Origin of the sequence: Lentibacter sp. XHP0401, assembly GCF_025751535.1 — a bacterium.
Lineage (GTDB): Bacteria > Pseudomonadota > Alphaproteobacteria > Rhodobacterales > Rhodobacteraceae > Lentibacter.
The window spans coordinates 86,946-99,680 of record NZ_JAOWLC010000001.1; the positions used below are offsets into that span (position 1 = coordinate 86,946).

At 57.5% G+C, this 12,735-nt stretch carries 12 protein-coding genes; 7 read left to right on the plus strand and 5 right to left on the minus strand.

Going from position 1 to position 12,735, the window contains the following annotated elements; genetic code table 11:
* Positions 1-101: 101 nt before the first annotated feature.
* Complete coding sequence (locus OE750_RS00485) at positions 102-1,874, minus strand: SLC13 family permease (RefSeq protein ID WP_263760259.1); 1,773 nt, start codon at positions 1,872-1,874, stop codon at positions 102-104.
* Between the two features lie 223 nt (positions 1,875-2,097).
* Between OE750_RS00485 and OE750_RS00490 the strand changes: the two genes are divergently transcribed.
* The 3 genes from OE750_RS00490 to OE750_RS00500 are packed head-to-tail and all read left to right on the plus strand — an operon-like array spanning position 2,098 to position 4,400.
* The gene (locus OE750_RS00490) at positions 2,098-2,847 is read left to right on the plus strand and encodes a YebC/PmpR family DNA-binding transcriptional regulator (RefSeq protein ID WP_263760261.1); all 750 of its coding nucleotides are present in this window, start codon (positions 2,098-2,100) and stop codon (positions 2,845-2,847) included.
* A gap of 5 nt (positions 2,848-2,852) precedes the next feature.
* A complete protein-coding gene (locus tag OE750_RS00495; RefSeq protein ID WP_263760263.1) occupies positions 2,853-3,446 on the plus strand; it encodes a LysE/ArgO family amino acid transporter in 594 nt (197 codons plus the stop codon).
* A gap of 48 nt (positions 3,447-3,494) precedes the next feature.
* The gene (locus OE750_RS00500; protein WP_263760265.1) at positions 3,495-4,400 is read left to right on the plus strand and encodes a DMT family transporter; all 906 of its coding nucleotides are present in this window, start codon (positions 3,495-3,497) and stop codon (positions 4,398-4,400) included.
* A 63-nt stretch (positions 4,401-4,463) separates the two neighbouring features.
* Here the strand turns inward: OE750_RS00500 and choV are convergent, their stop codons facing one another.
* The 4 genes from choV to choX are packed head-to-tail and all read right to left on the minus strand — an operon-like array spanning position 4,464 to position 7,967.
* Positions 4,464-5,495 carry a choline ABC transporter ATP-binding protein gene (choV, locus tag OE750_RS00505; RefSeq protein WP_263760267.1) on the minus strand — a complete coding sequence of 344 codons (1,032 nt, stop codon included), beginning with the start codon at positions 5,493-5,495 and terminating at the stop codon, positions 4,464-4,466.
* Positions 5,492-6,349 carry a choline ABC transporter permease subunit gene (choW, locus tag OE750_RS00510; RefSeq protein ID WP_263760269.1) on the minus strand — a complete coding sequence of 286 codons (858 nt, stop codon included), beginning with the start codon at positions 6,347-6,349 and terminating at the stop codon, positions 5,492-5,494. The genes choV and choW overlap by 4 nt, the downstream gene beginning before the upstream one ends.
* A gap of 20 nt (positions 6,350-6,369) precedes the next feature.
* On the minus strand, positions 6,370-6,978 hold the full coding sequence (locus OE750_RS00515) for a hypothetical protein (protein WP_263760271.1): 609 nt from the start codon (positions 6,976-6,978) through the stop codon (positions 6,370-6,372).
* Between the two features lie 59 nt (positions 6,979-7,037).
* On the minus strand, positions 7,038-7,967 hold the full coding sequence (gene choX, locus OE750_RS00520) for a choline ABC transporter substrate-binding protein (RefSeq protein ID WP_263760273.1): 930 nt from the start codon (positions 7,965-7,967) through the stop codon (positions 7,038-7,040).
* 87 nt (positions 7,968-8,054) lie between these two features.
* On the opposite strand from choX, the gene betI reads away from it, so the two are divergent.
* From betI to OE750_RS00540, 4 genes are read left to right on the plus strand one after another with little or no spacing between them, the layout of a single operon-like run.
* Entirely contained in the window at positions 8,055-8,642 is a 588-nt protein-coding gene (gene betI / locus OE750_RS00525; RefSeq protein WP_263760276.1) for a choline-responsive transcriptional repressor BetI, read from the plus strand.
* Entirely contained in the window at positions 8,639-10,147 is a 1,509-nt protein-coding gene (gene betC / locus OE750_RS00530; protein ID WP_263760278.1) for a choline-sulfatase, read from the plus strand. Before betI ends, betC begins: the two co-directional genes overlap by 4 nt.
* A 2-nt stretch (positions 10,148-10,149) precedes the next feature.
* Entirely contained in the window at positions 10,150-11,808 is a 1,659-nt protein-coding gene (gene betA, locus OE750_RS00535) for a choline dehydrogenase (RefSeq protein ID WP_263761160.1), read from the plus strand.
* A 54-nt stretch (positions 11,809-11,862) separates the two neighbouring features.
* Complete coding sequence (locus tag OE750_RS00540) at positions 11,863-12,546, plus strand: thermonuclease family protein (RefSeq protein ID WP_318527954.1); 684 nt, start codon at positions 11,863-11,865, stop codon at positions 12,544-12,546.
* Positions 12,547-12,735 lie beyond the last annotated feature (189 nt).

Sequence of the window (12,735 nt, forward strand, 5' to 3'; positions counted from 1 at the left end):
TGCTCTAAATATCCCGGGGGTGCGGGGGCTGGCCCCCGCCTGACCCGCTGGGGGCAAAGCCCCCAGCGGGTCAGATTGCGCGCAGCGCGATTTGAAGCAGGCTAGAGAGGCCAGAAGACGAGAATGAGCGGGATCGAGACCGCGACCACGATGATTTCGAGCGGTAAACCCATGCGCCAGTAATCGCCAAAACGGTATCCGCCCGGACCGAGGATGAGTGTGTTGTTCTTATGCCCGATCGGGGTAAGGAACGCCGAGCTTGCCGCCACGGCGACGGCCATGAGGAAAGGGTCCGGAGAGACGTCGAGCACGCGTGCCATTTCGATGCCGACAGGGGCGGCAACGATGGTTGTTGCAGTGTTGTTGAGCACGTCCGACAGCGTCATGGTAACGATCATCAGCACCGTCAGGATGGCCCAAGCCGGCATTGAAGCGGTGATGCCGAGCAGTGCGTTTGCGAGCAGTTCGGTTCCGCCGGAGTTTTCGAGCGCCGCCCCGAGGGGGATCATCGAGCCGAGCAGGACGACAACGGGCCAGTTGATGTGATCATAAAGCTCGGAGAGCGGCAGGATTTTGAAAAGCACATAGGCGACAACGACGATTCCGAGCGCGATGGGAAGATAGACGAGGCCGAAAGATGCCGCCGCCACGGCTGCCCCGAACAGGCCGATGGCGAGCCATGTTTTGCTGTCTTGGGTGACGGCAAGGCCACGGTCGGCCAGCGGCAGGCAGCCGAGCCAGTCCGTGATCTCGGCACCAGCGCCTTTTGGGACGAGCAGGAGCAGGATATCGCCTGGCTGCACTTCGGCTTTGCGGATATGGTTGGTGATGCGGCGCCCCTTGCGAGAGATGCCCATGAGCACGGTTTGCTTGCGCCATGACAGGCCCAGTGTGATTGCGGATTTACCATTGATCCGTGCTTCGGCGGTGACCACGACCTCAATGAGATCAAGGCCGTCGCTCGCGGCTTTGAGTTGTTCTTCGCGTTGTTCATCGGCGAAAGCGAGGCCCAGTGTGGCACGGAATTCATCCAGCGCATCCGGAGATGCCTCAAGAACGAGGGTATCACCGGCCTGCAACAGCGAGTTGCGGGCAGCGCCGTAACGGCGTTTTCCGTCACGCATGAGGCCAAGAATGGCGACATCGGCCTGTTCGGCGGTTTCTTCAAGCTCGCCGAGGCGTTTGCCGATGTGCTTTGAGCCTTTGGGCACGGTAAGTTCGGCGATATAGGCTGACATATCGGAAACTTCTTTGAGGGCATCGTCCCGGCTGGGAATGAGCCGCCAGCCTATGAGCGCAACAAAGACGAGGCCCGCGACTGCTGTGAGCCCGCCGACGGGTGCAAAATCAAACATGGCGAAGGGCTCGCCGAGGGCATCTTCGCGAATTGACGCAATGATGATGTTGGGCGGAGTGCCGATGAGCGTCGCCATACCGCCAAGGATGGTGGCAAAGCTGAGGGGCATGAGCGAAAGGCCCGGTGCGCGGCCTGCTTTGCGCGCGGTCTGGATATCGACCGGCATGAGGAGGGCAAGGGCGGCAACGTTGTTCATAAAGCCGGACAGGACACCTCCGACGGCTCCCATGATGGTAATATGCGCGCCAAGCGAGCGGGTGCTGTCAACAAGCGTCCGTGTGATGAGATAGATCGCTCCGGAGCGCACGAGGCCCGCAGAGACAACCAGCACCAGCGCAACCACGATGGTGGCCGGATGCCCGAAGCCGGTAAAAGCGTCTTTGGTTTCAACCACTCCGAGAACGACCCCTACCATGAGAGCAGCAAAGGCGATGAGATCATAGCGCCAGCGGCCCCAAAGCAGGAGAGTGAAGAAGACGCCGAAGAGGGTGAAGAGGATGATTTGATCTTGTGTCATGGGGCGACACTAACGCGGGTTGATGGGACTTGCGACGGGAAAATTAGGCGTTTTGCATCAGCTTGTGTGGCGCTTTTTGAGAAGGAAGTATGCCGGTTTCGAGTGTCTCAAAGCAACCTGTATCCGGTTTTATCACAAGTCTTTCGGCGAGAGGTTGAACCCGACCCGTTGCATCACTTATAGAGTGCAAAACACATATTGTGCGATCAGGAGCATATCTATCATGGCCGGTCATTCCAAATGGGCAAATATTCAGCACCGCAAGGGGCGTCAGGACAAGCTGCGTTCGAAGCTGTTTTCCAAGCTTTCAAAAGAAATCACCGTTGCGGCCAAGATGGGTGACCCTGACCCCGAAAAGAACCCGCGTTTGCGTATGGCTGTGAAAGAGGCCAAGGGCCTGTCTATGCCTAAGGACAACATCGAGCGCGCGATCAAGAAAGCGATTGGCGGTGATGGCGAGGCTTATGAAGAGATCCGCTATGAAGGCTACGGGCCAAATGGCGTTGCTGTCATTGTCGAGGCGATGACCGACAACCGCAACCGCACGGCGAGCAATGTGCGCTCGCTGTTTACAAAGCACGGCGGGAACCTTGGCGAGACAGGGTCTGTCGGCTTTATGTTCGACCGCAAAGGCGCGGTAGAATACCCTGCCAGCGTTGGCGATTCCGACACCGTTATGATGGCCGCCATCGAAGCGGGGGCAGAAGATGTGGAAAGCGGTGAGGACGGGCATATCGTCTGGTGCGCCGACACGGACCTGAACGAAGTGTCTACGGCCCTTGAGGCAGATCTCGGGGAAAGTGAAAGCACCAAGCTGATCTGGCGGCCAAGCATGACCACAGAGATGGGCCTTGAGGAGATGCAAAAGCTCATGAAATTGATCGACGCGCTCGAAGATGACGACGATGTGCAGACTGTTACGACCAATTTTGAGGCCTCTGACGAGGTTATGGCGCAGCTGGGCGCGGAGTAGACCGAGTGAGTGCAGCCTCAGCGGGCTTTGCGCTCGGGTTTTCTCTTATTCTGGCGATCGGGGCGCAGAATGCTTTTGTGTTGCGTCAGGGGATCAGGCAGGAGCATGTTTTTGCAACCTGTCTCACCTGCGCGGTTTCCGATGCTTTTCTGATTGCCGCTGGCGTGGCGGGTTTTGGCGCTTTGGCCGAAGCGGTGCCATGGCTGGAAACGGTGATGCGTTTCGGCGGAGCGGTGTTTCTCTTTTGGTATGGCGCGCGCAACTTTTGGGCGGCGTGGCGCGGCGGCGCGGCACTTGAGACGGATGGAGCCGTGAAATCCTCGCTCAAGGGTGTTTTGGCAACGGTATTGATGCTCACCTGGCTCAACCCGCATGTTTACCTTGATACTGTGGTTCTGCTCGGCTCGATCAGTGCGCAGTGGGAGGACAAGCTGAGCTTTGCACTAGGTGCGATGAGCGCGAGCTTTGCGTTTTTCTTTTCACTTGGCTATGGTGCGCGACTTCTCACGCCTATTTTTGCCAAACCCCGAGCGTGGCAATTTCTTGATGTGTTTGTCGGGCTGACGATGTGGGCGATTGCACTGAAGCTTGTGTTTTAGCCACGTTTTGGGCTTGCAGCGCTGCGGGCTTCATGGCTTTCTTAACAGATGAATGAAACACCTTCTTATCAGCCTGTGAAGGGCGTCATCTGGATGCTTGTGACGGGGCTTCTCTTTGTCGCTGTGACAGCATTGGTAAAATACAACGGCACGCGCATTCCTGCGGCGGAGTCAGCGTTTTTGCGCTATGCGATGGGGCTTATTTTTCTGATCCCGTTGATCAAAATCATGCGGCAGGCGCATCTGACACCGCGCCAGCACAAGCTGTTCTGGTTTCGCGGGTTGGCGCATACGGGCGGTGTGACGCTTTGGTTTTATGCCATGGCGCGCATCCCGATCGCGGATGTGACTGCAATGAACTATCTCTCGCCGATTTATGTCACGCTGGGGGCTGCGCTGTTTTTGGGCGAGAAGCTCGCGTTCAGGCGGATCATGGCGGTTGTGGCGGCACTTGTCGGGGCGCTGATTATTCTGCGGCCCGGATTTCGTGAAGTTGGTCCGGGGCATCTGGCGATGTTGTTTGCGGCCGTCTTTTTTGCGACGTCGTATTTGCTGGCAAAGCTCATGGCCGATGAAACCAACCCTGCAATCGTTGTGACGATGCTTTCGATCACTGTGACAGTGGGGCTTGCACCGCTTGCGCTCGCCAACTGGGTGACGCCGACGGCGGGTGAGCTTGGTGTTTTGTTTGCGGTCGCCGCTTTGGCAACGGCAGGGCATTACACAATGTCGATGGCCTTTGCGGCAGCCCCTGTGACGGTGACTCAACCAGTGAGCTTTTTGCAGCTTGTCTGGGCGGTTGCGCTTGGCGCGGTGGTATTTAACGAAGGGGTGGACCCGTGGGTTGTGCTTGGCGGCTCGGTGATTATCGGCTCGATCGCCTTTATCACGATGCGGGAAGCGGCTTTGAAACGCAAGATGCGCACGCCCGCTGTGCCTGCGACAAAGTTTTGATCTGAAGCAGCGCGGCCCCAAACCCCAGGATTTATCGGGCAATAAAAAAAGGGCAAAGGCGTGTCAGGATGGCGGTGCGAGCAGGCGCTGAAGGAGGGCTGTCTTGGTGACCTGCCCGACGGCGGCCCCGTTTTGAAGGACTTTTACGGGGGCGTCTCGGCTTTGAAAATGGGGGAGTAGGGCTGCGAGCTTTTCTGAAGCTTCTATTTCGCCTGTGGCTTGCTGTGTGAGTGGCTCCATAACATCGCGGGCGGTGAGAACGCCAAGCGGGTTCATGTGGGCGACGAATTCGGCGACATAGTCATTTGCGGGTTGCGTGTAGATTTCCTGTGGTGTGCCGCACTGGACGATGCGGCCACCTTCCATGATTGCAATGCGGCCACCGATTTTGAAGGCTTCGTCAAGATCGTGGCTGACAAAGATGATTGTGCGGCCAAGGCGCGCTTGTAGCTCCAGAAGCTCGTCCTGCAGGCGGGTGCGGATGAGCGGATCGAGGGCGGAAAAAGGCTCGTCCATGAGCAGGATCGGCGCATCGGTTGCAAAGGCACGAGCAAGGCCGACACGTTGCTGCATGCCGCCTGAGAGTTCGGAGACTTTATGATTTGCCCAGTCGGACAGGCCGACAAGCTCAAGTTGCTCACGAATTTTTGCTGCGCGGGCGGGGGCCGGCATGCCATCAAGTTCTAGCCCGAGGCCGACATTTTCGGAGACGGAGCGCCACGGCAAAAGGCCGAATTGTTGAAACACCATCGAAACGCATTTTCGGCGCAAGTAGCGCAAATCGGCTGGGGAGGCGCCACCGACTTCGGAGGTCCAGTCGTCATCATGCACTGTCACTTGGCCGCGCACCACCGGGTTGAGCCCGTTGACTGCGCGCAGGAGTGTTGATTTTCCCGAACCGGACAGGCCCATGAGAACCAGAATTTCACCACGCGCGACATCAAGCGAGCAATCGTGAACGCCGAGGACTTGGCCAGTTTCTTCCTGAACTTCTGCGCGGCTCCGGCCTGCGTCCATGAGTGGCAGGGCCGTTTCGGGTTTGTCGCCGAAGACGATGGAAACCTTATTAAATGAGACTGCGATATCGTTGGTCATGATTTTGTCTCCACGCGCAGCATGCGATCAAGGGCAATAGCCACGGCGACGATGACGAGGCCACTTTCAAAGCCGAGAGAGGCATTGACCGAGTTGAGTGCGCGCACGACGGGCACGCCGAGGCCATCGGCTCCCACCAGCGCCGCGATAACGACCATCGAGAGCGAGAGCATGATGGTTTGGTTGAGCCCTGCCATGATTTGGGGCAGGGCGGATGGTAACTCGACCTTCCAGAGCAGTTGGCGCGGGGTTGCCCCGAAGGCGCGCGCCGCCTCGATGAGGGTGACGGGAGTGCGCGAGATACCGAGATGCGTGAGTCTGATGGGCGCGGCCAGAACAAAAATGAAGGTGGCGACAAGGCCCGGGACCATGCCGATGCCGAAGAGCACGATCATCGGGATGAGATAGACGAAGGTCGGGATGGTTTGCATCATGTCGAGCACAGGCAGAAGCCATTGATAAAAGCGCGGGCGGTGGGCCGCATAGATGCCGATGGGCACGCCAACCCCCATACAGAAAACGCCCGCAAACAGGATGAGTGCAAGGCTTTCTGTGGCTTCTTCCCAATAGCCCTGGTTGATGACAAAGGCGAAGCAAAGCGCAACGAGAGCTGTGCGTTTGAAAGAGCGTTGCAGCGCCCAGGTGAGAGCGGCAAAAAGCGCCACCATCAGGAAAGGCGGTGGAAACTGAAGTAGCCAGAGCGCTCCGTCTATGGATGTGCTCAGAACGGTTTCGAGCACATCGAAGGCCGCGCCGAAGGCATCGGTTAGCCAGTCAAAGGCAGCGGCGATTGTTTTGCCGACTTCAAGTTTACCGTCTTCGTTGATCAGCTTGTTTGGCCATTTCAATATCATGTGGGGTTGCCTTTTCGCCTTTAGCGGGCTTTGCTGATTGTGTTGTAGGTGTTGGCCGAGAGGGTACGGCCCTGCTGGTTGAGTTTTTCAGACCTGAGCGCGATGTCGATTTCAGGGGCGTAAAATTGACGCCATGTGTAGTGCGCACCAGAAGCCAGCTTGGTATCGGTCCTGATTTTCAGGGCGTCGTAGCGGCAATTGCTGATGGTGATTTGAGCGCGGCCTTCATAGGTGAAGGTTGTGCGGCCTGTGTCGAGCTCGCGGCCCGAGGACATGATGCGAAAGCGCACGCTTGTCTGGTTGAGACCGTTGCCAAGGCGGGCCAGTTTCGGGCGCGGATCGCTCAGGTGAACAAAGCGGGTTTCATATCCGTTACGATCGGTTGCGCCGGGGGTGAGGCCGTTGAGATACCATGTGGTTTGCACGCCTGTTTCACCGGCGGTTCCGCCGCGGCGCTTTTCAATCAGATGGGCATCGGGACTGGCGCGGGTGAAAACAGAGGTTGTCTTGCTGCGCTGGTCTTCAAGGCGGATGCCGTTTGCAAGGTCTGCCCCTGACGGGCATTGCGCCAGTACAGGGCTTGCGGCCAGCGAGAGGAAAAGGCCGAACAGGGAAAAGCGAATGCGCATATAACTGGTCCTGAGGGAATAAGGAGGCGGGGCACAGATGCACCCCGCCATTTGCTGGCTTACATGCCGAGAGCGGCTTTGAGCGCGGCGGCTGCATCGCCACCGTCTTTGGTGCTCACACCTTCAAGCCATGCCATAGCAGCATCTGGGTTGGCTTTGAGCCATGTTGTTGCGGCTTCTTTCGGGTCTGTCCCGTCGTTCAGAATCGCGCCCATGATTTCGTTTTCCATGGCGAGGGTGAACTTGAGATTGCTGAGAAATACGCCAACATTGGCGCATTCGCTTATATAGCCTGCGCGGGTGTTGGTGTAGATAGTTGCGCCGCCAAGATCCGGCCCGAAGAACTCATCACCACCTGTCAGGTAGCCCATTTCATAGTTGGCGTTCATGGGGTGTGGCTCCCAGCCGAGAAACACAATCGGCTCGCCTTTTTTGATGGCGCGGTCGACTTGCGAGAGCATGCCTTGCTCGGAGCTTTCGGCAACTTCAAAGCCTTCAAGGCCAAAGCTGTTGCCATCAATCATAGTCTGGATCACGCGGTTGCCGTCATTGCCGGGCTCGATGCCGTAGATTTTGCCATCCAGCGCATCTTTATGTGCGGCTATATCGGCGAAGTCTTTGATCCCAAGGTCGGTTGCGGCCTTGTTGACAGCGAGGGTGTATTTTGCGCCTTCAAGGTTTTCGCGCACGGTGTCGACTGTGCCTGCCTCGCGGTAGGGGGCGATATCGGCTTCCATGGTTGGCATCCAGTTACCGAGAAAGACATCAATGTCGCCTGCCGCCATTGCGGCGTAGGTCACTGGAACAGCAAGAATTTTTGTGTCGGTTTCATAGCCGAGTGCCTCAAGAACTGTGGTTGTGGCGGCTGTTGTGGCTGTAATGTCGGTCCAGCCGACATCGGAAAAGGTGACTTTGTCGCACTGGCCTTCGGCCATGGCTGACGAGGCGGCAAAGAGGGCTAGTGCTGAAAGGGTATACTTAAGGGTCATCGGTTTTCTCCCGTTGGTGACGTCTTTCTTGATTGACGAGTCAATAAAAACAAAACAATCTCGGCTACGCAACTTTTGGGGGCTGCAATGCCGAAACTTGGAATGGAGCCTATTCGAAGACAGGCTCTGGTAAAAGCAACTATTGCCGAAATCGGCCAGCACGGCACGCTTGATGTGACGGTGAGCCAGATTGCGCGGCGGGCGGGCATGTCGAGCGCGCTGGCGCATCACTATTTCGGTGGCAAGGAGCAGATTTTTGTGGCGGCGATGCGCTACACCATGGGCGTTTATGCCGCCGAGGTTCGGGGGGCGCTGGCTATGGCTGATGTACCTGCCGAGCGGGTCGAGGCGATTATTCGTGCGTCTTTCTCCAGCCGCAACTTTCGCGTTGATACTGTGGCGGCGTGGATGAATTTTTATGTTCTGGCGCAGGTGTCGCCCGGGGCCAAGCGCCTGCTTAACATCTATCACCGCCGCTTGCGCTCGAACCTTGCGCATGGGCTGCGCCCGCTTGTCGGGCTGCGCGCCGAGGCGGTTGCAAGCCGTGTGGCGGCTTTGATTGATGGCGTTTATTTGAGGCAATCGCTTGGTGAGGCGGAGCCGAACGGCGCACGCGCGCTGGAGCAAATCATGGGATATGTCCGGCTGGAGCTGGGCCAAGAGGAGTCAAAATGAGCAAACCGAATATTCTGATTATCATGGTCGACCAACTCAACGGCACGTTCTTTCCCGACGGGCCTGCGGAGTGGTTGCATGCGCCCAACCTCAAGAAACTGGCCGCGCGATCGACCCGTTTCAAGAATGCTTACACGGCCAGTCCGCTTTGCGCGCCCGGGCGCGCGGCGTTTATGTCGGGGCAACTTCCCAGTGCTACAGGCGTATATGACAATGCGGCAGAGTTTGCGTCAAGCATTCCCACCTATGCGCACCATCTGCGCCGCGCGGGCTATCAGACGTGCTTGTCAGGCAAGATGCATTTTGTTGGCCCTGACCAGTTGCACGGCTTTGAAGAGCGGATGACGACAGATATTTACCCGCCCGACTTTGGCTGGACACCGGACTATCGCAAGCCGGGTGAGCGGATCGACTGGTGGTATCACAATATGGGAAGCGTCACGGGTGCAGGTGTGGCCGAGATCACCAACCAGCTCGAATATGACGATGAGGTGGCTTATCACGCGGTGCGCAAGGTTTATGACTACGGACGCGGGCTTGATGCGCGGCCATGGTGTATGACGGTGAGCTTTACGCACCCCCACGACCCTTATGTGGCGCGCAAGAAATACTGGGATTTGTATGAGAATTGCGAGCATCTTTTACCCGAAGTTCCTGCACTGAAATACGAGGACCACGACCAGCACAGCAAGCGCATATTTGATGCCAATGACTGGCGTTCTTTTGACATTACCGAAGAAGATATCCGCCGCTCGCGGCGGGCGTATTTTGCCAATATTTCCTATCTGGATGACAAGATCGGCGAAATTCTGGAGGCCTTGGAAAGCACGCGGCAGGAAGCGACAATCCTGTTTGTCTCCGATCACGGTGATATGTTGGGTGAGCGCGGGCTTTGGTTTAAGATGAGTTTTCTGGAAGGCTCGGCGCGTGTGCCTATGATGATTGCGGCGCCGCAGATGGAAGCGGGGCTAGTAGAAACGCCCGTGAGCAACATTGATGTCTGCCCCACGCTTTGCGACCTTGCCGGGGTAAGTATGGCCGAGGTGATGCCTTGGACGACAGGTGAGAGCCTTGTGAAGCTTGGGCAAGGGGGGGAGCGCAAGAGCCCTGTGGCGATGGAATATGCCGCCGAGGCGAGCTATTCGCCGCTGGTGTGCCTGCGCCAGGGACGCTGGAAATACACCAATTGTGCGCTCGATCCAGAGCAGCTGTTCGACATGAAGGCTGACCCCAGTGAGCTGCGTAATGTGGCCGAAGAGGCTGAAAATGCCGAAGTTCTGGAGCGGTTTCGCATAATGGCGGCAGAACGCTGGGACTTGGAAGAGTTTGACGCCGACGTGCGCCAGAGCCAGGCGCGGCGCTGGGTTGTTTATGAAGCCTTGCGGGAAGGCGGCTATTTTCCCTGGGATTACCAGCCGCTGCAAAAAGCGTCCGAGCGCTACATGCGCAACCACATGGATCTCAACGTGCTTGAAGAAAACCAACGCTTTCCGAGAGGCGAATGACCATGCAAGCTGATTATGTAATCATCGGCGCAGGCTCGGCGGGCTGTGCCATGGCCTACCGCTTAAGTGAAGCCGGACGCTCGGTGATTGTGATCGAGCATGGCGGCACGGATGCGGGGCCGTTTATCCAGATGCCTGCGGCTCTGAGCTATCCGATGAATATGAGGCGCTATGACTGGGGTTATATGACCGAGCCTGAACCGCATCTTGGTGGGCGGCGGCTTGTTGCGCCACGTGGAAAGGTGATCGGTGGCTCATCCTCGATCAACGGGATGGTCTATGTGCGCGGACATGCGCGCGACTTTGACCACTGGCGCGACAGCGGGGCCGAGGGCTGGGGCTATGCCGATGTGCTGCCCTACTACAAACGCATGGAAAACTGGAGCGATGGCGGCCATGGTGGTGACCCTGCTTGGCGTGGCACGGATGGGCCGCTGCATGTGAGCCGTGGGCCACGGAAAAATCCCCTGTTTCATGCCTTTGTCGAGGCAGGGCGGCAAGCGGGCTATCCTGTGACGGCAGATTATAATGGCGCGCAACAGGAAGGTTTTGGCGCGTTTGAGCAAACTGTTCACAAAGGGCGGCGCTGGTCGGCGGCGAATGCATATTTGAAGCCCGCTTTGAAGCGTGAGAACTGCACAGTCGTGCGCGGGTTGGCCGAAAAAGTGGTGATCAGGGACGGGCGTGCCGTGGGTGTGCAACTCAAACGGGCCGGCAAGAGTGAGGTGATCGAAGCGCGCGCCGAGGTAATACTGGCGGCGAGTGCGTTTAACTCGCCCAAGCTTTTGATGCTCTCGGGCATCGGCCCAGCGGCGCATCTGGCAGAGCACGGGATTGAAGTGATGGCGGACCGCAAGGGCGTAGGCCAGAATTTGCAGGACCACCTGGAGATGTATATCCAGTTTGCCTCGAAGCTCCCGATCACGCTTTATAAGCACTGGAACCTCGTGTCTAAAGCCATGATTGGCGCGCAATGGCTCTTCACCAAAACAGGGCTGGGCGCATCAAACAATTTTGAAAGCTGTGCTTTTATTCGTTCTGAGGCGGGTGTTGAGTATCCTGATATTCAGTATCACTTCCTGCCCATCGCTGTGCGCTATGATGGTAAGACAGTGGCGGAAGGCCATGGATTTCAGGTGCATACGGGGCCGATGCGCTCGGCTTCCCGGGGCGCTGTGACGCTTAAATCTGCTGACCCGAGCGCGGCGCCGCGTATTCTTTTCAATTATATGAGCGAGGAAAAGGACTGGGCAGATTTCCGGCGTTGCATCAGGTTGACGCGGGAGGTTTTCGGGCAGGAGGCCTTTGAACCCTATGTGAAGCACGAGATACAGCCTGGTATTGCGGCGCAGACGGATGACGCGCTTGATGATGTGATCCGCGAGCACGCCGAGAGCGCTTATCACCCGTGCGGGACATGCAAAATGGGGCGTGCGGATGACCCTTGGGCTGTGGTGGATTCGGAATGTCGCGTGATTGGTGTCGATGGTCTCAGGGTGGCGGACAGCTCGATTTTCCCAAGAATTACAAATGGTAACCTTAATGCGCCGTCGATTATGACGGGGGAAAAGGCGAGCGATCATATCCTTGGTCGTGCCCCCCTCGCGGCTGCCAATGAGGAGCCTTGGGTGCATCCTGCCTGGCAGAGCGAGCAGCGTTAACCTTTAGCAAGCTTTGGCATTGAAGTGCTGCCCGATGCGGCGCATGTTAACCAAATGTTAAGAATGGTTAACATCGCGGCGACGGCCCTTTTGTTCGGATTATCCGGTATTCCAACCTATGTGGCAGCCGATGTGGCAGGGCGTATGGACATTGTGGATGGCGATACGCTTCATGTTTCGGGGAAGACTGTCCGCATTTTCGGGATTGATGCGCCCGAAGCAGGCCAGACCTGCAAGACCCGCGATGGAACGACATGGGCCTGCGGCAAGTGGGTAAGTGACACGGTGCGCAAAGCTTTTCAGGGCAAATTCGCTCGCTGTGTCGAGATTGATCGTGACCGTTATGATCGTATCGTCGCGCGATGTGATGTGAACGGAACGGATATGGGCCGTTGGCTGGTGCAACAGGGGCTGGCTTTTGCTTATCGCAAATATGCGATGGACTATGACTTGGACGAAAAGGGTGCAGCGGTGAACGACCGTGGCTTGCATGCGAGCCTTGTGGAAAACCCTGCCGATTTCAGGGCGGCGCGTGTCAACGGGCGCACAACGGGGCGTGTCGCTCCTGATGCGACCTGTGCGATTAAGGGCAACATCTCGTCCAAAGGCGTGCGGATTTATCATATGCGCGGGCAGGAACATTACGAGCGGACCTCGATCAGCACCGCGAAGGGCGAGCGTTGGTTTTGCTCGGAAGCAGAGGCACGGGCGGCAGGATGGCGGCGCGCCAAGCGCTAGTGTCTGTGAGAGGTTTAGCGCAGCTGTGATGCGTCGCCCAGCCGGGGCCTTCTTGCTTCGGACATCCGGTTTTGGAGCAAAGACGAGTGGGCTTAGGCTGGTTTTTGGAACTGTGAGCAGTTTTATTGATCGTGATCAAGGCGTGGTTCCTGTTTAGGCATTACCTTTTGTTTGGAGACAGCAACAGGA